Consider the following 22,081-nt stretch of genomic DNA (forward strand, 5'->3'; position numbering starts at 1 on the left):
GTCGTGCAACTGGCCGCCGCCCGCGTCACCAAGGTGCGCTGCCGCCTGCAACGCGACGCCACCGGCAGGCGCGGTGTCAAGGGCGACAGGCTCTACGACTGCAGGCGCGCCCTGCTGACCAGCGACGAATACCTCGGCGCACGCGGCCGTGCCAGACTCATGGCCCTGTTCGCCATCCAGACCAACCACGACCTCATGCTCGCCCACGACGTCTACCAAAGGGTCATACACGCCTACCGGTGCGACGACCGGCGACGCGGCGAACGCATGATGCGCGAGCTGATCGACGACCTGACCGGACCGGGGCGCTACAAAGGCTGCCGGGAACTCGCCTCCCTCGGCCGCGTGCTCAAAAGACGCATGCGCGACATCCTCGCCCTCTTCCGCCACCCCCACTCAAGCAACGGACCCACCGAAGCCATCAACGGCAGGCTCGAGACCCTGCGCGGCAACGCCATGGGCTTCGCCAACACCACCAGCTACATCCAACGATGCCTCATCCACAGCAGCCAACTCAAAGACATCCTTACACACTAACCTGAGAAGAGCCACTTATGGAACGTACCATCGACCGCAGTGAATACACGACCTTTATTGGGATGGCATTCGTAGAATCCGGTTCCCGACGCTTGCATCACCGCACGATCAGGGATTGTCACGCTGGGCGAGCCAAGGCCTATATCGCCGCCCGTCGTCACATCGATGCCCCGCCATTGATGGAGTTCCCGACCACCGTCCGGCCGGTGCAGTTGTTCATCGACGATGATGCACTGACGGTCCACCGTCAACGCCACGGTACGCCATGGGTCGTTCATCATCGAACCTACACGCCGCGGCCATACATGCACATACCCATCCCGCTCGTCCATCTGCGGCAACGAAACGACTTCCTGCCATTGATGTGTGTGGGCGTCAAGCCGAAATACGACATGGTCGATGCCCGTCGGATGCGCCTCCTGCCTGAGCTTACGGGCGAGCATATGCAGCACGCCTTCCTGTGTTCGCGCACGGTCGCGGTCCACCAGGACGATGAGCGACCCAGTGACATCCGGACCGAGGATATCATATAACATCATCGCCGATTCCGGAGTGCTTTGCCACAGCACCGTCGGCTGCACAGGATAATTCACATAAGCCATTGTCGTTCCCTCATCATTGCCGCATTGTCATCACAACTGGTTCTATACCACCGCCGATGTCACCAAGTGCTCCATGCGCCCGCTGACTGCGTCGCATCATTGGCCGCGCTGCCGTCGAGTGGCACCATGTATCTGTGGATATCGGAGACATCGACACGGGACCATAAGTTGGCGTGGTCGTTGTTCCTAAAAATCAAAGCACCATCGTAATATATCGGCCCATAGTCCCTTCCCCAATGTGTGAAATCTATATGATATTCAAGATTATCTTTCTTTGATTCGTATAGGGAACCATAACTGAATCCGACAATGAATTGCATAGGAATGTTTTCAATATCGGAATCTGAGAAGTTCTGCGCGTCGTTGACAAGTACGCACGCTTTCTTGTCCTCTATATCGATGAACACCCACGGAGGACCGTATTGATGACCGCATGCGCAGAAGAGCACCCGCTCATCGGCGGACAACTGCATGAATCGGTGAATGGAGGGGAACCCTTCAGGCAATTGGATGTCGCTCTTCAGACGACCCGTAGGCGTATACACCCGCAGGCATTGGTTCTTTCGGCAAAGGAAACCGCCATTCTTCAACGGGAACACGTTATTCCACTGGATATTCGCATAAGGGTCGGTTTCTCGCACCTTCTTCCGTGAATCCAGTTCGCGCACGATTGACATCGAATCGATATCAAGAATCGCATTGATATCGTCATTACTCCATCCCCATCCGCCGTCTTCCCATTCCATCCGTTCCCGCCAGTATTTTCGCCCTGTGAACGCAAGCGCATGCCCCTTTTCTGCGAACTGGCTTAATCTGCATTCGCCGAGCGCGGGGAAATACGCCGACCTGCGTTGCTCAAGATCCACAACACGCAGTCCATCAGATTCATACTCATATTTCACGCTTTGCGGTTCGCTGAACGTCACGTAACGTTCATCGTCGGAGATTGAGAAACCTTCATATGGACTAGAGTATTGCATGAGCTTCGTATCGGGAGGGAGAGGCGAAAGCACACTCAAGTCCGCGGCATCGAGGTCGAGGCACAGCAGAGAATGATCGCGCAGGAAAACGATATGCTTTCCTCTTTTCGTTGTTGCAAATTTAATATTATTAGGATAACGATTACAATCCATATGCGTCAATCCCCAATCCGAAAAGTCCAACCGCTCGCACACAGCTGGTGGAACACGCTTCCATCGGCCGTTGCTCAAGACCCAGTACTCATCCCGGGTTCGGAACAGCACACCTTTCGAAGAAAACGCGACGACATCGCACAACACCGTTTTCTCGCCATCGACCGACTCCACCTCGTCAAAGAACGTCGTATCAAATATCGGTGTCGGGTATCTAAATGCCATCATTCCCCCTTGTCTGCAATCATTGAATATTCACCATCATTCACACATCAATGTGCTCCACACGAATGGCGACCGCTCACTCGTATGTGTCTTTGAACCAACGTTTGAAGATGTTGATGACCTGCGTCGCGGACGCCGCCGGTACACCGTTCGAAATCATCATCGTGCGCGTCTTCGTGCACAACGTCGACATATGCGCATGGACCCAGTTGACGGTATCGCTATGGAATCCCTGCGGATACCCACCCTTATCCATCCAATACCGGAATGCGGATGAGAACTTCTCCAGATACCGCGAATTATCGGTACGCGACGTGGCTTTGTAATACGTCTTGAACTTGTCAAAAGCCACCGTGTAACCAGCCCACCTCTTCATGGGTGCTCCTTTCGACGCCACCGTGCAATACACCATACAAGTATGCATATTGTATATTGCATTCAGTAGGGAACATCGTAGCGTCGAATCACGCATGGCGCAAATTATCGGCGTCACTACAGCGTTTTCAACAACCAACATCTAACATTGCTAAAGCAATATACAGTGTGCTGGTTCGTCGGAAAGCGGGCGCGGCCACCGAACGGCCGCGTCCATCGTTCACACTGCGGACCGCAGCGTCAGCGGCCTTGCAGATCAGGCCACGGCGTCGGCACGAGTTCGTCAAGCGTCACGCCGAGCACTTGCGCGATCGCCATGACATTGCGCAGGCTCGGATTCGCGGGAGTTCCCGGCATCGATTCGCCTTTTTCGAATTTCTGGTAGGTGTTCCGGGAAAGGCCGGCATCGTTCGCCACCCGTTCCTGTGAGAGGTTCTTCCTCGTACGGAAGCGTTGCATGCGTAGACCCAGTTCTTTCGCGTAGCTGGACCATTCCTGTTCAGTCGGTGAGTTTCTTGGCATATCGCAAACTTAAGAGTCTCCACCGGTAATGCAACCTTGCACATATAGCTTTATTTTTCGTTGTGACACAAAGGTTTTCAAGTGTCTTGTTTTTTTTTTGCATACTACATATGTCAACATACAGTTGTCAGCACATCCATATCTTGCACCGACGGAACCTCAGTCAGTTCAGATATACCATGACTTCCCACACATGCTCCATATGGCCGTATATGTGCTGCCGTATATGGGATGCATGCACCGAAGCGTGATATGTATGTTGCATGATGATGGTCGCACGCGCACATGAACTCGTGCATACCTTAGAAATAGACAAAGATGGTGAGTCTACAAAAAGCCATATATACTTGGCAACGTGAGGTAACAACGTCTTCCATCGATCCTCTCCAACCTCCGGCGTGGAATCCACACCGCGCATCAACGAAAGGGCACCATATGATTCCGGAATATTTTGTATGGCAGAAAGCCGGCACCGAAAGCGGACAGCAATTCGCCGACATCGTCGCAGCCAAGGAAGCCCAACGGCAACTGAGCGGGAATGGCATCTTCCTATGGGGAGTCGGGAACAACCTGAACCTTGCTCCGCTCGTCGAAACATTGGGCATAACACGGCCGGAAGTCATCTTTACCCTTGTCAACGACACCCATCCCGATGACGCCCGTCAAGACCTGATCCGCGTCTGGAAGAAGGCGTACGCCAAGGACGCGAACGGCGTCGAACGGGAATGGACGATGCCACACGGAGCCGAGGTGAGATCCAAAGTCAACGCAGAACGTCATTATGCGCTCGTCTGCCACTCCGATACGCCGCTCGTCGCTGTGGATCCAGCACATGCGACCGACGCATTCGATTACGCCGACGTATACAGCTTAAGCGCGAGCGACCCTACCAAGCCCCTCAAACCAAGTCCACGTACCCTATTCGCGGTACGCTATGACCCGTCGCACCGTGGCCTCGGTAATAACAAATGCGTACTCCGGGCCGAACTCGTCCCACCCTATATCGTCAGACTCGACGCCCCGGAGAAACGTGTGTATGACGAGGCCACCGACAGATATCTGCCGCTGAGCACCCACTGATCGCCCCCGCCCACTCATGCTGTGTGCGGTACACCGCTGTCCCGCGCACCAACAGCACCCAGCACCAAAATCGCATGCCGGTACGCTAGCGGACGTCTCAGCGTACCGGCGTGCGGGAAATGACGCAGCGCTCAGCTCGCGTCGCCTTCGCCGGCGGCGCGCTCGTGGCCGTAGATTTCGGGGATGAACCGCTCCTGGTCGTGCAGTTTGCTCCAAATGACCACTTCGCCCTGTTCGAGGCTCGCCGGCACGTCGATGATGCGCTGGTTCGACGAGCCGCGGAACTGCAGGAGCGAATCGTGCAACGTCTTGATATAGCGGCCGTCGACGAGGATGTCGATTTCGCGCAGTAGATCGAGCTTGTCCGCGCTCTCCCCGTCGCGCATGAGCTCCTCCCATGTGTAGCCGGTCCAGCACCAGATGTCTTTCGTATGCCCGAAGCGTTCGCGGATCTTGCGCGCGAGCGGCAACAATATGCCGGTGTTGAGCAGCGGTTCGCCACCGAGGAACGTGATGCCCTGCACGAAGCTCTGCGCAAGGTCGTCCATGATCTGCGCTTCGAGTTGTTCGTTGTATTCATGCCCCGACTGGAAATCCCAGATCGACGAGTTGTAGCAGCCTTCGCAGTGGAACGGGCAACCGGAGACATACAGCGAACAGCGGATGCCCTCGCCGTCGGTCATCAGGAACCGTTTGTAGTCGGCGACCATGTTGTGGCTCATGCGCGCGCTCGTCCACTGCCCCGCGCGTGGATTGTTCGTCAACGGACTCGGTATTGACGGTCCCCTGTATTCGTTCGTTTTGACGAAATCATGACGTGCGCCTGACTCTACCATGCGTTCCTGTTCCTCCGTGCCCAATCTGCATCCATCATGACACAGGGCGGCACATCCCGCGTCCACCGCGGATGTGCCGCCCTGCCGGTCGCGCTATGCGCTGTGGGTATTACTTCGTCTCCTCGAACCATTCGCGCGTCTCGCCGTTGTCGAGCGTGACGCGGCCGGTCTCGCCTGCCATGTGCTTGACGCGGTGGGCGATCTCCTCATGGCGGCCATGCACCATCGGGCGCTGCACCGGGTTGCCCAGATAGCCGCATGTGCGCTTCGTCACGTTGCACTTGTCCGGGTCGGTATTGCCGCATTCGGGGCACTTGAAGCCTTCCTCGGTCGGCTCGAAGTCACCCTGGAAGCCGCATGCGAAGCAGTGGTCGATCGGCGTGTTCGTGCCGAGGTAGCCGATGCCGATGTTGTACGCGTAATCCCACACCGCTTCGAGCGCCTTCGGGTTGGCCTGCAGGCACGGGAACTCGCAGTAGTTGATGAAGCCGCCGGACGCGTAATACGGGAAGTCCTTCTCATAGTCGAGCTTCTCCATCGGCGTCGGCTGGAGCCACACCGGGTAGTGGAACGAGTTCGTGTAGAAGTCGTGGTCGGTCACGCCTTCGATGTCGCCGAACTTCTCGCGGTCCATGCGGTTGAAGCGGTCGGTGAGCGATTCCGCCGGCGTCGAATAGACCGAATAATGGTAGCCTTCGGCGGCCGACCAGTCCTTGCACAGCTGGTTCATGCGGCGCACGATCTCGAGCGCGAACTCCTTGCCCTGCGGATCCCAGCCGTGGTCGCGCATCCAGTGCTTGCCGTAGAACACGGCCGTCGCCTCATACAGGCCGATGTAGCCGAGCGAGACGGTCGCACGCTCGTTGCGGAACAGCTGGTCGACGTTGTCGTTCGCGTCGAGGCGGCCGAACGCGCCATAGCGGAACAGCGTCGGCGCGTTGACGGGCGTCGCCTGCTTGCAGCGCATGATGCGGAACTGGAGCGCCTGGTGCGCCGTTTCCATGCGTTCGTCGAACAGACGCCAGAAGCGGTCGACGTCACCGTGCGATTCGAGCGCGATGCGCGGCACATTGACGGTCACGACGCCGAGGTTCATGCGGCCGTCCTCGACGTCTTCGCCGGTCTCCGGATCGATCCACCCCTGCAGGAACGAACGGCAGCCCATCGGGGCCTTGAACGAACCGGTGATCTTGACGATGTTCTCATAGAACACGACGTCCGGGTACATGCGCTTCGTCGAGCATTCGAGCGCAAGCTGCTTCAAGTCGTAGTTCGGGTCGCCCTCGTCGGCGTTGATGCCGTGCTTGATCGTAAAGACGAGCTTCGGGAAGATCGCCGTGTGGCGGTCCTTGCCGAGGCCGCGGATGCGGTTGAGCAGGATCGCACGCTGGATCTCACGGGCGAACCAGCTCGTGCCGAGGCCGAAGCCGACCGTGACGAACGGCGTCTGCCCGTTCGAGACACGGTTCGAGTTGATCTGGTATTCCATTGTCTGCATCGCGTCGTAGATCGCCTTGCGCGTCATGATCTTCGCGTAGATCTCGCGCAGCTGGTCGATCTCGGGAAGGTCCTCATCGAACGGCGTATCCGCTGGAAGCGGTTCGCGGTTCTCGAAGTGCAGCCACTGCGGTTCCTGCTCCTTGAGGCCGCGCACCATGTCCTCAGCGACCTCGATCGGCATCGAATCCGGGATGAGCGCCTGCGCCATGTTGAGGTTCTTCGCGTAATCGCGGCGCGCGTATTCCTCAAGCATCTCGTCGGCGCGGTTGACGGTCTGGCCGCCGTACTGCGCGCCCGCGATGTCCTTGATGATCTGCGTGATCTGCGTCGCCGCGGTACCAATCGACTTCGGTGAATCCATCATCGCATTGCCGAGCGCGAATCCATGGCGCAGCATATCGCCAAAATCCGGCAGCGAGCAATTGTTCATCGACGTGAACGGCGAATAGTCGGCGTCATGGAAGTGGATGTCGCCCTTCATATGCGCGTTCGCGACGGCGTCCGGCAGCATCGAGAACGCCGACGCCTTCGAAACGGCACCCGCGAGCAGGTCGCGCTGCGTCGCGTAGACGTTCGAGTCCTTGTTCGCGTTCTCGCGTACGAGGGACTCGTCCTTGTTGACGAGTCGCTTGACGGCTTCGTTGATGTCGGTCGCCTTCGCACGCTGGATGTCCTTGTTGAGACGGTACGTCGTGTACGTGCGCGCGACCTCATACAGATGGTCGTCGATGAGTGCATGTTCGACGAGGTTCTGGATGTCCTCGATGCGCGCGGGGCCGTTGTACCGTTCCTTGATCTCCCCTTCGACCTGATCGGCGATGTCCGCGATCATGCGTTCCTCTTCGGGACCGACTTCCTTGTTCAGGTCAGCGAATGCGGATTTGACTGCGACGATGATGTTGACCGGATCGAAATCGACGATGCGCCCATCGCGCTTCTCGACGAGTACCTTCGCGGCGGTCTTCGGCTGCGCCATCGTCGCATCCAGAACCTGTGCTTCCATTCGCTGTTCCTTTCTCGGGGCCGGGGGCTTGCCGGCTCTTTTCGTGCGCCCGTGCTGCGCCGGACGTCTTGCTGACTGATAAGACTGTACGCCCTTCCCAAGAACGACGCGCCGCTATATGTAGTGTGACATGCGACACTCCATCACTAAATATGGAACTTTCGTTGATACGCCGCCGAAATGACATCGATGTGATTCGAGTGTGGCGTTCATCACGCACCACCGTGTTCGCTGAGCGGAAATCATCATAGTGTCGCCAAGTCCACAACCGTCCGGAAACGCCACCGATGCGGCGGAATCATCGATGACACGCCGTCGTCGCGCGGAATCGATGTCCGTTCGCTGATGGAACCTAGAACCATGTATTGGAACAACGAATATGGCGGCGGAACGCAGCCCGCGGACAACGCCGTCGGCGCGCCGCGACCGCTCGACGAACTGCCGAAATACGCGCGCGACACGACGCCTGAGCACCCGTGGCCCGTCCATCTGCTCAGCCGCAAATGGCATGACGTCATCGAACGTTGGCCGACTGTGTGGATCGAAGGACAGATCGTCGAAATCAACGCGCGCCGCGCGACATCCGTCTACATCACGCTGCGCGACAGCTTCGAGGACGTCTCGATCTCGGTCAACGGCTTCGGCGCGTTCGCGCAGATGGCGCGCGGCTTCAAGCAGGGCGACCGCGTCGTCGTGCACGGCAAGGCCGACCTGTGGGTCAAGCAGACGAGGCTGAGCCTGCGTGGCGACGACATCCGCAAAGTCGGCGTCGGCGACCTCAAGGAACAGATCGACGAACTGCGCCGCAAACTCAAAGGCGAAGGCCTCTTCGACGAGTCGAACAAAGTGCCGCTCCCCGAATTCCCGAAGAACATCGGCCTCGTGTGCGCGCCGCAGGCGAGGGCGGAAGGCGATGTCATCACGAACGTCATGCTGCGTTGGCCGACCGTCGACTTCACCGTGTGCCATGTGCACGTGCAGGGCCCGCAATGCCCACCCGAAGTCGTCGACGCGATCGCGCGCCTCGACGCCGACCCGAACGTCGACGTCATCATCGTCGCGCGCGGCGGCGGCAGTTTCGAAGACCTCATCGGTTTCTCCGACGAGCGCGTCGTGCGCGCGACCGCCGCGTGCGTCACACCGATCGTCTCCGCGATCGGACACGAGGACGATTGGACACTCATCGACCTCGCCGCCGACATGCGCGCGTCAACGCCGACGGACGCCGCGAAACGCGTCGTGCCCGACGTGCGCGAGCAGCAGCGGCTCATCGCGAACGCGATCGGCACGATGCGCATGCGCATCGGCGCGATGGTCGACAACGAAACGCGGCTCGTCGAAGGGTATGCGAACCGCCCAAGTCTCACACGGCCGCAGACGATGCTCGACCCGTACGAACGGCAGATCGACGACGCCGTGCGCACGATGAGGATCGGCCTGACACGCATCGTCGACGACGAACAGCTGCGCGTCGAGAAACTCGAGGCGACATTGCGCGCGCTCAGTCCGCAATCGACGCTCGACCGTGGGTACGCGGTGCTGCAGACCGCGGACGGCCACGTCGTCGACGACGCGTCCGCTGTCGCCGTCGGAGACGACATCACCGTCACGTTGCGCCGCGGTGCCATCGTCGCGAAGGCGACGCGCATCGTCGAAGCGTGACGCGCGCGCGTATATACATATATACAAAACGAAACACGAATCTCAATACAGACCGAATACATATGAACAAAGGAGCCAACATGGCCGAGGAAACGATCGACATCACCGCGACGGAGACGACCACGGACACCGTGGATACGACGGACGACGCGAACACGCAGGCCGCGTCGAGCCTGACGCAGCAGGAACGCGACATGATCGCGCAGATGCCGTACGAGGAAGCGCGCGACAAGCTCATGCAGGCCGTGCGCGCACTCGAGAACGGCGGCCTGAGCCTCGACGAATCGATGCGCCAGTGGGAGATCGGCGAAGCGCTCGCGCAGCGCGCGCAGTCGCTCCTCGGCGCCGTGCGCGCGAAGCTCGACGCCGCCCAGGCGCAGCAGGCGCAGACGGCGGCGACCGCGGGTACGCAGTCGAACCTGCAGTGACGGCGTCCGTCAGCTACGCGCATACGTACAACGTTGCGCATACGCCGCACATACGCATCGATGCATGACGGGGTCCGCGCACATCAACGCGCGGACCTCTTCGCATATATGCATATGCGCGTTCGTAGGTGCGTCGATGGGGGGTGTGCGGGTGTACGGGTGTGCGGGCGCGGTGCGCACGTGCGCATCGTGCGCTACGGCTGTGGGAACTCGAGCGTCGCGAGGAGCGCCTTGTGGTCGCTCCCGGGAATGCGGACCGTCTTGACCTGTCCGACCTTGACGTCGCGTTCGGTCACGATATGGTCGATGCCGGCGCCCGCAGGTACGAAACGGTAGTTCATCGGCCACGTGAACGCGAACCCGTGTCCGCTCGTCTGCGCCGCGTCGCGGAAACGGTTGCCGAGGAGACGCTCGAACGGCGCGTGGTCGGTCGTCGCGTTGAAATCGCCCATGAGCACGTAGCGCATGTCGTTGCGCGAGCGCAGCACATCCATCTCATCGATCGACGTACGCCACAGATCCCATGTGTCGGTCGTCGGCGACGTCGTGTGCACGCTCACGAAACGGACCGGCAGCGCGCCGCCCGCGAAACTAATCGTCGCACCCGGCATGTCGGATGCGCTCGAATCGAATTCGGCGTCCGCGGGCGAACCAAGCGGCGACGCCGAGAACAGCGCGTTGCTGTAGTACTTGTGGTTGGCGGATGCGACGGTCGAATAGGGCAGATAGTCGTAGATGCCGGCGTTCGCGAGTTCCTTGAGGAACGGTTCCGTCGTCTCCTGGAGCGCGAGCACTTCGACGCGTTCGTCGCGCACGGTGTCGACGATGTCGCGCGCGCTCGCCCCACCTTTGTAGACGTTGCACGTCATGACGCGCGCGTAGGCGTCGTCGGTCACGGGTTTCGTGTGGGCGACGGCGGACATCGCGGCGCCGCTGAGCGGCTGGCCACTGCGGAAATACGGCAGCTGCCACCACACCTGCAATGCGATGCACGCGAGCGCGACGCACGCCGTGAACCAGCGGCGCGACGCGCACGCGAGCGCGAACGAGATGAGTGCGACGAGCGCGAACCACGGTGACAACGAAATCACATACGGCACGTACGGCAACGATTGCATATCCTCGGGCAGCAGTCGCGCGGCGCAACCGAGCAGTGCGACGATCGCGAGGATTGCAGCGAGCGCCGCAAGTACCGGATGTTTGTGCCGTACCATATGTCTCCTTATCTGTTGTGGGTTGATTGGGTGGTGTGGGTGGTGTGGTGTGTTTTGCTGATGTGTGCTGTGGTTGGTGCGGATGGTCGGTTGTGATTGGTTGGTTGGTTGGCGGTGTTGTTGGTTGACGTTGCAGTGTTGTGTTTGGTTGTGGTGTGGGCGTACAGGGCGAGCGGTGCGCATCCGGTTCCGTCCGGTAGTTTCATACAGTAGTGCGTCGGTGGCGTGTTCCCATCGTTCTTGAGGTCGATTTCTCGGTGGGATGGTACGTACTCTGCACCCCGGTACGCTGACGAACCCCCAAGCGTACCGCACTGCGGCATCTCACGCACTCCGGTACGCTGACGGGCACCTGATCGTACCGTGGTGCGGTATGTATGGGCATACGATGCGCACGGTGTACACGATGCGCGCCGTGGTTGTGCTGTATGCGCGACGCTGTGTATAATGACAGGTTGTGCGCCCTGGTAGCTCAGTGGATAGAGCACCGCTCTCCTAAAGCGGGTGTCGTCGGTTCGAATCCGATCTGGGGCACGATCGCAGCCGTGGTGGCCTTCGCCGCCGCGGCTGTTTTGCTGTCTGCCGCCGTCTCCAGCGTCGTGCGCCGCCGCATCGCGCGGCATCGCACGTCACTGAGCCGACCTCAGCGTCCACTTTCCCCACCAACCGCGGCATCGCACGACGCTACCAACAGCATCAACACGGCACACATGAGACAGGATGGTGAGGCGCCCGCGCACAACGGTAGAGTGGAGTCGGCATCCGTTACGACATACGGAAACACGACATACGAAAGAAGGCTCACGATGACGATGGCCGCATGCGGTTCCGTGACCGCCGCAACACTCGGTCTGCCCACATCGAGCGCGTTCCCCACCGAAAAAAGCGTGCTGCCGAAGGCTATGTTCGCGGCGAAAACCGGCGCTCCCCTCTCAGCGAAGACAAAACAGCATCTGGTGCACGCGGTCACATCGATTACGCTGCTCGCGCTGCTGCGTCCGTCGAACACGGGACTCGAAGCGAGCGCGCGTATGCCGGAAGTCCTCGTGCTCGGCATACGTCTCGCCGACGGCGTACACGACACACCCGATGACGTCATCGAACTCATCGCGTCGCAGCGCAAATCAGGGATTGTGTTCGCGGTCGTACGCGATGTGCCGCACGAGGGCATGACGCGCGAGGAATGCCAATTCGTCGTGCGCCGCGCGATACCGGGACGCGCAGGGCATACGCCGACGTTCCGCGTATTCCATGGACCGTGGGAACCGAGCGGCGAAACGTTCCTCGATGTCAACGGCGCGACGATGGACGAACTGTGGGCGTCGTTCTGCTCACAGACGATTCTGGGTTCCGTCGATTGCAATGACCTCGACGCGCGCATCGCACGCGAAGAACACATCCGCGAGCTTGAGGCGACGGTCGCGAAACTGTCCGCCGACCACGCGCGCGCGAAAAACCCCAACCACCGCAACGAAATCTACGCGAAACTGCACAAAGCAAAAAACGAACTCGCCACACTCACACAGTGAGATACCGCAGCACGGTACGCTTGGGAGTTCGTCAGCGTACCGCGCTGCGGCAGCTCACGCCCCCCTGATACGCACACGCACGCACACGCACTCCGGTACGCACACGCACTCCGGTACGCGCACACGCTCAGAAGCCGATGCGCGTGCGGCCGTATTGGTCGAGCCAGCGCAGGATCGCGCCTTCACGCAACGCCCATGGGCACACTTCGATTTCGTTGATGCTGAGTGCGTCCATGATTTCGACCGCGACGATGCCCGCGCCGACGATCGTCAGCGCACGGTCCTGCGTGATGCCGGGCAGTGCGGCGCGGCTCGCGGGTTCGATGCTCGCGAGCCGCGGGACCCAGTCCTCAAGCTGTTCGCGTTCGACGGACAGCGCATCCTCACGCCCGGGTTGGTGGATGACCGACCCCGCGAGACGCGCGAGCGAACGGATCGCCTTCGACGTGCCGACGGCGTGGCTCGAATAGTCCTCCGCCGGGATCGCGTCGACGAGGTCGCCGATGCGTTTGCGTACTTTCCTGCGCGCCGTCTCGAGTTCCTTCGGCGTCGCCATGCCGCCGGGAAGGTAGTCGCGTGTCACGATGCCCGCGCCGACGCGCGCGCTCGTCGCGATCGACGGTTCCTCTTCCGAACCGAGCGCGACCTCAAGCGAGCCGCCGCCGATGTCGATGACGAGCAGGCGCCCCGCATCCCATCCGTACCAGCGGCGCGCGGCGAGGAACGTCATGCGCGCCTCGTCGTCCCCTGACAGCACCGTGATGCGCTGTCCGACGATTTCCTCGATCTTATGCAGGATCTTGTTGCCGTTCGGCGCGTCGTGGATCGCCGATGTCGCGAGCGCGAGCAGTTGCGAGATCTGGTATTGTTCCGCGAGCTGCATCGATTCGTCGACCGCGTTGAGGAGCGCTTCGACGCCCGCTTTGCGAATCGACCCGTCCTCTTTGAGGAAGTCCATGAGCCGCACCGTCGTTTTTGTGCTCGCTTCCGGTTCGGGCCGCGAGCCGACGGCCGCGTCGACGATGAGCATGTGCACGGTGTTCGATCCGATGTCGAGCACGCCGAGGCGTGTGGAATGGGCTTTGCGGTTCGCCATCCGTCCTCTTTTCCGTTCGTTGTCCGTTGTCTGTCCGTTCCTACAGGTTCCGTATGACGCTACGCGACGCCGTCACGCGCGCAGTGTGGCGACGAATGCCTTGAGGCGCTTGAGCCCTTCGCGCAGCGCGTCGCGCGACGCCGCGTACGACAGGCGCACATGGGTGTCCGCGGTCGCCTCTCCGAAGTCCGCGCCCGGGGTGAGCGCGACGTGCGCCTGTGTGAGCGCGCGTTCGCAGAATTCGGTCGCCGTCAGTCCTGTCGAGCTCACATCGAAGTAGGCGTAGAACGCGCCGTTCGGTGCCACGTCGACGGGCAGTCCGAGGTCGGCGAGTCCATTGATGACGATCGTACGACGTTCAAGCAGTTCGAGGCGGCGTTGCTCGCTTATCGCGAGCGACTCGTCGTCGAAGCACGCCATCGCCGCCATCTGCGTCGGCGTGTGCGCGCTCAGGAAGAAGTTCGCCGCGAGTTTGTCGACCGCGTCGACGATGCCGTCGGGCACGACGAGCCAGCCGAGCCGCCAGCCGGTCATGCCGAAGTATTTCGAGAAGCTGCTGCATACGATCGCGTTCGGGTCGACGCTCAGCACCGACAGCACACGTGTGCCGTCCTCTTCGACGTCCGCGAGGTCGAGGTAGGTCTCGTCGACGATGCGCCATGCGCCATGCTCGGCCGCATAGTCGCATACGGCGCGCAACGTGTCCTCGCTTATCGTCGTCCCCGTCGGATTCGACGGGGACGTCACCATGACGGCTTTCGTCTTCTTCGACCAGTAGTCCTCGAGCAGCTGCGGTGTCAGATGGAACCGTGTCGCCGCGTTCGTCGGCACGTCGACGACGACGCCGCCGAACGAGCGCACGAGTTCGCGGTTCGTCGGATACGACGGGTCCGCGATGATGACCTCGTCGCCGTCGTCGACGGTGAGCGCCGCCGCGAGCAGGAGCGCCGACGAACCTCCTTCCGTCACGACGATGCGTTCCGGATCGACCGTCACATTGTGCTGGCGCGCGTAGAATCCCGAAATCTTCTCACGCAGCGCGGGCAGTCCGCGCGATTCGGTGTAGGGCAGCGGACGGCCGTCGTACAGTCCGCGCATCGCGATGCGCACTGGTTCGGGCGCGCCGTAGTCCGGCTGTCCAACGTTGAGTTTGATGACGTCCTCACCCGCCGCGATCATGACGTTCGCACGTTCACCGATCTGCATCGCGCGGAACGGGTGCACTTCGCACGCGCGTTTCGACAACCGCGGCTGCGGCAGCGGCCGCTCCTGCGCACCCGGCTCCGTCTGCGCGGCCGCCGTTCCCTGTTCATCCTGCGCTTCGCGCACATCGCCCGTCATATCGTCTCCTTGACATCCAAACAGCCATTCGCCGCCCCCATTGTGCCACCACGGCCGCACACACGACGCCGCACACCCCCACTCCTCCCCCGGCGAACGCCGCCGCGGCACATGGTCGATGCGGCACCGTGTGCGGATTTAGACACCGATTGCGCTCGCAGACGACACCACCGCGGCCGCGCTTTCACGCTAGCGTAGGAATACAGGACACCTATATATACATACGGACGCGGCCATCGCGACGCCAGTGCAGGCCGCACACGCAACAGCCGCGGCCCGCCGATGACAAAAGGACATGACATGACGAACGAACCGGTCGAACAGACCCACACACCAATACACGAACAGCTCGAAGCACACGACGAACCCCAAGCGGCAGGCGGCGAACGCCCGCTCAACGTCGCGATCCTCGGTGCCGGACGCATCGCGCAGTCGATGGCGCGCACGTTGACGATGATGGCCGCTGACGAACGCTACCGCACACTCGTCACACCGTACGCCGTCGCATCCCGTTCGGCCGAGAAGGCGCGCGTGTTCGCGCGGCAATTCGGCATGCGCACCTCATTCGGTTCCTACCGGGACATGCTCGACGACCCTGACGTGGACCTCGTCTACATCGCGACGCCGCACACGCTCCACGCCGACCAGGCGATCGCGTGCATGCGCGCCGGCAAGCATGTGCTCGTCGAGAAACCGTTCGCCGTCAACGTCGACGAGGCGCGGCACATGCTCGACGTCTCCGCGTCGACCGGCCGCTTCTGCGGCGAGGCGATGTGGACGCGTTTCATGCCGTCGCGACTCGTCATCGACCGCATCGTCGCGTCCGGCAAAATCGGCGCGCTCACGTCGGTCGCCGCCGACCTGAGCTATCCGATGACGCACAAGAAACGCCTGACCGACCCGGACCTCGCGGGTGGCGCCCTCCTCGACGTCGGTGTCTACCCACTCAATTTCATCGACATGGTCATCGGCGAACGTGAGATCACGGACATCGTCACCTCGATGACGCCGTATCCGACGGGCGTCGACGCACAGAACGCGACGACGTTGTACTACGATGACGGCACGATCGCGAATGCGACGTCGTCGATGCTGTGCGCATCCGAACGCGGCGGCCACATCCGCGGCACGAACGGCTACGTCGAATGCACGAACATCAACAACGTGAGCGCCGTCGACGTGTACGCGGCGGACCACACCCCCATCGACCACATCGACATGCCGCAACAGCTGACCGGATACGAATACGAGGTCGCCGCCGCCGTGCGCGCGATTCGCGCCGGGCGCCGCGACTGCATCGAGATGCTGCACGCCGACACGTTGCGCATGCTCGCGCTCACCGACACGTTGCGCGAACGTTGGGGACTGCGGTACCCGTTCGAATCCACGGACGCGCACGACGACGCCGACGGCGACGTCGGCACTGACGAATAATGAGATGCCCCACGTACACAATGTAAAAACTTCGCATAGGGGCACCACGGAAACTGCTAGCGTGGCTCATGCGCATCAACGCGCACACCACGCGGAGCCGTTATCGCGTGCACGCACACCCGCGACCCCCAGCGAAGGGAACACCATGACCATGCGATCCGACCGCGCGAAGCTCACGGCATACCGTGAGCTGACGCAAATGCAGGATTTCATCGACAACGAATGGGGCTTCAGCGACGAATTCGACGGCCCGACGTTCCTATGGGACCCGACGATCGGCACATGCTCACGCCACGACGACGCGCTGCGCGCCGACACGCCCGTCGCACCGCCCGACGAAGCCGAACAGATCATCAGCAGGCCGATGCAATGGTATTTCGACGGCATCGCCGCGATCACACCGACCGCACACCATTCGACCGATGGCGTCGACGTGCCGCATGCTGACATGCCGACGTTCCGCATCGAATCGCAGGCACTCGCGGGCGTCGACGCCGTCGTCGCGAACGCGACGCCGAGCACGCATTGGCTCGACGGCACACGCAACCTGTGCCGCGCGATCGAATTGACCGCACGGTTCCTGAGCACATGCGAGGACCGCAACCAGGAAGGGCTCGAATACCTGGGCGAATTGTTGCAGACCACGCGCATCTACCTCGACGCCGTCGCGCGCAACGCGGACGCCGCCGATGGCGCCGAAGCGCTGCGCATGGTCACGGCCGTCGCATGCAACGATGATTTCCGTCTCAACCCGGCGCCGATGATCGAACTGCTGTCCTGCTGCCTGTCGTTCGCGCAATACGACGACACGCGTATCCACGCGTACGAGACGCTCGGCACGGCGGTCGCGCGCATGGAAGAGATGGCGAGCCGCCATGGCGAGGCCGCCGACGACGACGCGCGCTTCCGCACGATGATCGACGACGAATACGCGTTCGAACTCGCCGACCTTGAGGGGCTCGCGCACGACCTGTACATGTCCGACAACACGCCGGCGGAGCTCGACGAGCAGGACGCGGAACTGCACGCGCTCTACCGTTTCCGCCAGGCCGTGCTGCTCATGCGGCACGACCTCATGCGCATGAGCGGCGACGGCGACGGAGCCGACGCGCTGTTGCGCACGCATGCGATGACGTCGCCGCTCGGCGACGCGTACGCGGCCCGTCTCATCCATGCGCGCCGCTGGAGCGAACTCCTCGATTTCACGAGTGCGATGGTCGATGACGACAGCGCGCCGTTCCTCGTCATGTTCCCCGACGAACTCGTCCCCTACGATTGGGAATCGCTTCAGGAGGTCGCGCTGCAGGCGCTCGACGACCGTCCGCATCTGCGTGACCTGTACCGCGAACGGGTGCTGTCGTCGTTCGACGAGGACGAGATGCCTGCGTTGACGAACCTGCGCCGTGTGAGCACGAAGCGCGAATGGCGCGAACAGGTCGCGCGCATCGTCGAGATCTACCAGCACGAAGCGACGCACGCCGTGCGCAACCGCGTCTACGAACGGATGCTTGTCATGCAGGGGCTGCGCGACGAGGCATTGCGTTACCTTGACGATTTCCCCGATGCGTGGCCCGACCTCGCCGAGATCCTCTGACGGACGACAGCATATTTTCCGCGTCGTGGTACGCTTCGGCCCCCGCCACCGTGCCGTTGTGCGGCAATTGCCGCACAACGGCACGGTGGCGGGGGCCGAAGCGTACCACGACGCTCAATCGGAGAGCGTGGCAGACGTCACTGCACCGCCTGGTCCTCGTGGCGCTTGTCGTAGAACGCCTTGAGTTCAGGGCCGGCAGCCGCGAGCGCGACGCCGTCGCAGTACAGCATGTGGCCGTTCGAATGCAGATGGTATTCGATGCGGTCCTTGAGCGCCTGCGGCAGGAACAGCTTGTTGATGTCGTGGCGCACGTTCCAGTACGGCGTCGCGGCGTCATGGATGCCGCCGAGCACGCAGATGCGGCTCGTCGGGTTGCGGCGCAGCGCGGTCGCGAGGTCGTAGGCGACGTTCGGCACCTGGTCCGAACCCATCGTGCCGGGCGCCTGATGCGTCCAGTTCCACGACGAATTGACCTTGAGCGACAGTCCCTCGTAGTTCTCGTAGCCGTGGAAGCCCATGTCGCCGAGCATCTTCATATAGACGTCGAGGTAGGCGGCGTTGATCGCGTCGTACGACGGGTCCTCACCCGCGTAGAACTCGTTGTCGCCCTGCACGTCCTGATAGGCGTAGGTCGCGAAACGCGTATCGTAACGGCCGATCGTCTTGCCTTCGTCCTTGAGCAGGCTCTTGCGGAACGTGTCGAGTTCGATGCGCAGGCCCTTGCTTTCGATGAAGTCGGCCGGCAGTCCGGTGAAGTCGCTCATCTGGGCCGCGATCTGCTTCATCTCGTCGGCCGGAAGCGCGTCGGCGAGCGTGATCGCGCGTGCGAGCGTGTTGTTCGCATAGTCGAACGCCTTGTCGTACCACTCGTACTGGTCGACGCCGACGCCCGCCTTCTTGAAGTAGTTCGCGGTCGCCGCGTACACCGGGAACATGCCCAGATAGTAGGCGTCCTCACCGGAGAGCGTCGGCTCGTAGTCGAGGATCGTCGACTGTTCGGTCACGCCCGCGACGCCCACGCCGTGTTCGCCGAGCATGCGGTAGACGACGGCGTTGCGCATCGTGCCATACGATTCGCCGTACAGGTAGTGCGGCGAGTTCATGCGCCCATACTTCGTGAGCCATGCGATGATGCCGCGCGTGAACGCGTCGGCGTCACCGTCGACCCCCCAGACCTTCTTCGCGTCATAGTTCGGGTCGACGTGCGAATAGCCGGTGCCGAACGCGTCGATGAACACAAGGTCCGAGCTCGGCAGCAGCGAGTACGGGTTGTCCTCGACCTCGCCGACGCCCGTGAGGTGCGCCATGCCGTCGGTCTTGACGCGCACGGCGCCCATGCCGCCGATGTTGACCATGTAGGACGCGCCGCCGGGGCCGCCGTTCCACAGGAAGGTGACCGGGCGGTCGGACTTGTCCTGCTGATCGGAGACCTGGGAGAACATGAACATGTTGCCGATGAGCTGGCCGTCGTCGGCACGCACCGGGATCATTTCCGCGGTGGCGGTGTAGTTGATCCTCGTGCCGTCGGCGCCGGTCCACGTGTAATTCTTGGTGGCGGTCGCGGGGACGGGCTCAAGCGGCTTCTTCTGCTCGCCGTTGTCTGTTTCGTTCTTGGTTGCTTCTGTGTTGTCTGCCATGGAATACTCCTTAGCTTGTATACGCATGGAGGCAATGCCCATGCGCCGAAGAATGTGGTGAATGTGCGGCCCCGCGTCATTCACGGGGCCGCATCGGGAACGCCCGGGCTCAGTGCTTGGGCTGGGACGGGTCGTCCGCCGGCTTGGTCGGGTTCACAGCCGCATCCGCGTTGATGGAATCGATTGGCTTGACGCTGGCCTGCGCCTCATGCACCTGCGCCTCATCGACCTGCACACGGTGCGCTTCGCGGGCCAACGTCTCGTCGTCCTTCGCCTCATCGGTGAGGGCCACGGCCTCGTTGTGGTATTCATGCGCATCATGGCCGGCGACCTTGGCCTCGGCCTCGGCGCGTCGCGCATCGGCCGCGGCGTCCGTGGGGACGCGGGCCGCGGCTACATCGGCTGCGGTCGGCGTCGGGACCATGTTGCCGGAGATGTTCGTATGCACCGGTTCCGGTTCGTAGGCAAGCGTCTTGACGCCCACCGTCGGATCGCCGACCAACGCGACCTTGGCGGGTTCGGACGGTTCGGTGATGCCATGCTGCTTGAGCAGCTGGGCGGCCGCCTCGCCTTGTGCGGGATCGTTGCCCGCCGGAAGATTCTTGAGCATCTCGTTCGGGTCGAAGTGTTTCTTGATCGGCAGGCCCATCGGGTTCTGGCCTTCGGACAGCATCGCGGTCGGAATGTTCGACAGCGCCTTGCCCGGCTTCTTCATGCCTTCGATCTGCCAGGTGAACGGGGCGAACTCGTTGGTCGGATCCGCCCAGTTGTGCTTGCGGGAGGCACGGTAGATGAGCACGCACGCAAGGAACACGAACGCGAGCAGGCCGATGATGATGAGGTCATACGTCGCGCCGGAGCCGACCTCGGCGGCCAGCTGCGCCGGCGGATAGAACGCGAGCACAATGCCGAAGACCGAGGCGAGGATGCCGATGCCGGCGACGATCCATGCGCCGACGATGCCGCCGGGGACCCTGAAGCCACGCGGACGGTTCGGCTGCTGGTAGCGCAGACGCAGGAACGCGATGAACATGAGGACGTAATACGTCAGGTACAGGATTGTGATCGCCTGCGTGATCAGGGCGACGAATCCCTCGACGTTCGGCAGCAGGAACACGATGAACGCGATGATCGTCATGAGCGCCATCTGCGTGTACATCAGGCGGCTCGGCATGCCGTGCTTGTTGTTGTTCTGCAGGAACTTGGGCAGGAAGCCCGAGCGGCCGGCCTGGCCGAGCATGTAGGACGGGCCGGCGAGGTTCGTGATGAGCGCGGCGAAGCTGTTGAGCATGCCGAGCCAGCAGAACACCAGATACAGGTCGGGGAATCCGATTGTGGCGCCGAGCGCACGGTATGTGGCGTACAGCGTGTACAGCAGGTTGATCTGCTTGTTCGGGATCACCATCGCGATGATCAACGTGCCGACGATGAAGATGATGAGCGACAGGATCATCGAGACGAAGATCGCGAGTGGGAACTGCTTGTTCGGCTTCTTGAGGTCCTTGATGTGCGCGGCGTTCATATCGATGCCCGCGAACGAGAAGAACACACCTGCGGCGAGTGCGAGCGTCGACATGCCCTCCCACTTCGGCACGAGGTTGCTTGGGGCCATGTCGATCGCCGGCGCGTGGCCCTGGCACAGCCAGACGACGGCGAGGATCGTCATGACGCCAAGCGGCAGGAACGTGCCGAGGATGACGCCGTACTTCGCGATCTTGCTGAAGGTCTTGACGCCCTTCGTCGCGAGGAAGCAGCAGAACCAGTAGTAGGCGAGCCAGCCGATCATGATCGGCAGCGTGACCTTCCAGCTGTGCGAGTTCTTTGCGAAGTCGATCGCCCAATCGTACTTCGTCGTGAAGAAGCCGATCGTCGCGGACATCGACGGGATGCCGGAACCGAATGTGAATGTGGTCTGGAACCACAGGATGAGCAGGCAGGCGACGGCTGGGAACACGCCGATGCCTTCGCCGACCCAGCGGAAGATGCCGCCGCGCTGGCTCCACCCGGATGCGAGTTCAGCCGCGACGAGGCCCGTCGGCAGGAAGAACAGCAATCCGCCGAGCAGGAAGAATGTAACTGAGGAGAGGCCGTAGAACGACTGCTGCACGTCATTGGCAAGGCCCGCGATGACGGTGACGTTCATCATGATGAGCGCCATCGTCGTGAGGTTGCCGGAACCCCCCTTGGCGCCCTTGACTATGGCGCCGGATTTGTTTTTCGTTGTATCACTCATGATTTCCTGGCTTACGTCCATGCGTCGCCCAGGGCCCCGGCGCATGGCCGGGGCGGTGGGCGACACCATTGATTACAGACGCGACCCTGCGAAGCCTCGC

At 61.8% G+C, this 22,081-nt stretch carries 18 protein-coding genes and 1 tRNA gene; 8 read left to right on the top strand and 11 right to left on the bottom strand.

Annotated elements, in window-relative coordinates; genetic code table 11:
• Positions 1–537: transposase (locus B1526_RS00370; RefSeq protein WP_162287909.1), on the top strand; the 537-nt coding region annotated here is incomplete at its 5' end.
• On the opposite strand, the gene B1526_RS09235 is transcribed toward B1526_RS00370, so the two are convergent.
• The 4 genes from B1526_RS09235 to B1526_RS00390 form a co-directional block, all read right to left on the bottom strand.
• Positions 534–1,139, bottom strand: a complete 606-nt coding sequence (locus B1526_RS09235) for a hypothetical protein (RefSeq protein WP_095614162.1) — start codon at positions 1,137–1,139, stop codon at positions 534–536. The two genes, B1526_RS00370 and B1526_RS09235, sit on opposite strands and share 4 nt — an antisense overlap.
• Before the next feature lie 59 nt (positions 1,140–1,198).
• Positions 1,199–2,500 carry a hypothetical protein gene (locus B1526_RS00380; protein ID WP_095614163.1) on the bottom strand — a complete coding sequence of 434 codons (1,302 nt, stop codon included), beginning with the start codon at positions 2,498–2,500 and terminating at the stop codon, positions 1,199–1,201.
• Between the two features lie 73 nt (positions 2,501–2,573).
• Positions 2,574–2,873, bottom strand: a complete 300-nt coding sequence (locus tag B1526_RS00385) for a hypothetical protein (RefSeq protein ID WP_095614164.1) — start codon at positions 2,871–2,873, stop codon at positions 2,574–2,576.
• A gap of 239 nt (positions 2,874–3,112) precedes the next feature.
• A complete protein-coding gene (locus B1526_RS00390; protein WP_095614165.1) occupies positions 3,113–3,394 on the bottom strand; it encodes a helix-turn-helix domain-containing protein in 282 nt (93 codons plus the stop codon).
• Between the two features lie 435 nt (positions 3,395–3,829).
• On the opposite strand from B1526_RS00390, the gene B1526_RS00395 reads away from it, so the two are divergent.
• Complete coding sequence (locus B1526_RS00395) at positions 3,830–4,474, top strand: hypothetical protein (RefSeq protein ID WP_095614166.1); 645 nt, start codon at positions 3,830–3,832, stop codon at positions 4,472–4,474.
• A gap of 131 nt (positions 4,475–4,605) precedes the next feature.
• Here the strand turns inward: B1526_RS00395 and nrdG are convergent, their stop codons facing one another.
• Together nrdG and nrdD are read right to left on the bottom strand one after the other, a co-directional pair.
• Positions 4,606–5,310, bottom strand: coding sequence for an anaerobic ribonucleoside-triphosphate reductase activating protein (nrdG, locus tag B1526_RS00400; protein ID WP_095614266.1), 705 nt, complete (start codon positions 5,308–5,310; stop codon positions 4,606–4,608).
• A 109-nt stretch (positions 5,311–5,419) separates the two neighbouring features.
• Entirely contained in the window at positions 5,420–7,813 is a 2,394-nt protein-coding gene (nrdD, locus tag B1526_RS00405) for an anaerobic ribonucleoside-triphosphate reductase (RefSeq protein ID WP_095614167.1), read from the bottom strand.
• Between the two features lie 360 nt (positions 7,814–8,173).
• On the opposite strand from nrdD, the gene xseA reads away from it, so the two are divergent.
• Both xseA and B1526_RS00415 read left to right on the top strand, forming a co-directional pair.
• The gene (gene xseA, locus B1526_RS00410) at positions 8,174–9,475 is read left to right on the top strand and encodes an exodeoxyribonuclease VII large subunit (RefSeq protein WP_095614168.1); all 1,302 of its coding nucleotides are present in this window, start codon (positions 8,174–8,176) and stop codon (positions 9,473–9,475) included.
• An 80-nt stretch (positions 9,476–9,555) separates the two neighbouring features.
• Positions 9,556–9,903, top strand: coding sequence for an exodeoxyribonuclease VII small subunit (locus B1526_RS00415; protein ID WP_095614169.1), 348 nt, complete (start codon positions 9,556–9,558; stop codon positions 9,901–9,903).
• A 194-nt stretch (positions 9,904–10,097) separates the two neighbouring features.
• On the opposite strand, the gene B1526_RS00420 is transcribed toward B1526_RS00415, so the two are convergent.
• Positions 10,098–11,117 (bottom strand): endonuclease/exonuclease/phosphatase family protein, encoded by a 1,020-nt coding sequence (locus B1526_RS00420; RefSeq protein ID WP_095614170.1) that lies wholly within the window; start codon positions 11,115–11,117, stop codon positions 10,098–10,100.
• A 461-nt stretch (positions 11,118–11,578) separates the two neighbouring features.
• On the opposite strand from B1526_RS00420, the gene B1526_RS00425 reads away from it, so the two are divergent.
• A tRNA-Arg gene (locus tag B1526_RS00425) sits at positions 11,579–11,651 on the top strand.
• Between the two features lie 272 nt (positions 11,652–11,923).
• Positions 11,924–12,646 carry a DUF4391 domain-containing protein gene (locus tag B1526_RS00430; RefSeq protein WP_157908650.1) on the top strand — a complete coding sequence of 241 codons (723 nt, stop codon included), beginning with the start codon at positions 11,924–11,926 and terminating at the stop codon, positions 12,644–12,646.
• 127 nt (positions 12,647–12,773) lie between these two features.
• Here B1526_RS00430 and B1526_RS00435 read toward each other — a convergent pair whose 3' ends face one another.
• Positions 12,774–13,742, bottom strand: coding sequence for a Ppx/GppA phosphatase family protein (locus B1526_RS00435; protein WP_095614172.1), 969 nt, complete (start codon positions 13,740–13,742; stop codon positions 12,774–12,776).
• A 72-nt stretch (positions 13,743–13,814) separates the two neighbouring features.
• Positions 13,815–14,948 (bottom strand): pyridoxal phosphate-dependent aminotransferase, encoded by a 1,134-nt coding sequence (locus B1526_RS00440; RefSeq protein WP_235606965.1) that lies wholly within the window; start codon positions 14,946–14,948, stop codon positions 13,815–13,817.
• Between the two features lie 435 nt (positions 14,949–15,383).
• Between B1526_RS00440 and B1526_RS00445 the strand changes: the two genes are divergently transcribed.
• Positions 15,384–16,517 (top strand): Gfo/Idh/MocA family protein, encoded by a 1,134-nt coding sequence (locus B1526_RS00445; RefSeq protein WP_095614174.1) that lies wholly within the window; start codon positions 15,384–15,386, stop codon positions 16,515–16,517.
• A 145-nt stretch (positions 16,518–16,662) separates the two neighbouring features.
• Entirely contained in the window at positions 16,663–18,111 is a 1,449-nt protein-coding gene (locus B1526_RS00450) for a hypothetical protein (RefSeq protein WP_095614175.1), read from the top strand.
• A gap of 137 nt (positions 18,112–18,248) precedes the next feature.
• Here the strand turns inward: B1526_RS00450 and B1526_RS00455 are convergent, their stop codons facing one another.
• Both B1526_RS00455 and B1526_RS00460 read right to left on the bottom strand, forming a co-directional pair.
• Positions 18,249–19,748 (bottom strand): S10 family peptidase, encoded by a 1,500-nt coding sequence (locus B1526_RS00455; RefSeq protein ID WP_095614176.1) that lies wholly within the window; start codon positions 19,746–19,748, stop codon positions 18,249–18,251.
• Positions 19,749–19,857: 109 nt separating this feature from the next.
• Complete coding sequence (locus tag B1526_RS00460) at positions 19,858–21,981, bottom strand: APC family permease (RefSeq protein ID WP_095614177.1); 2,124 nt, start codon at positions 21,979–21,981, stop codon at positions 19,858–19,860.
• Positions 21,982–22,081 lie beyond the last annotated feature (100 nt).

The organism is Bifidobacterium criceti (assembly GCF_002286935.1).
Lineage (GTDB): Bacteria > Actinomycetota > Actinomycetes > Actinomycetales > Bifidobacteriaceae > Bifidobacterium > Bifidobacterium criceti.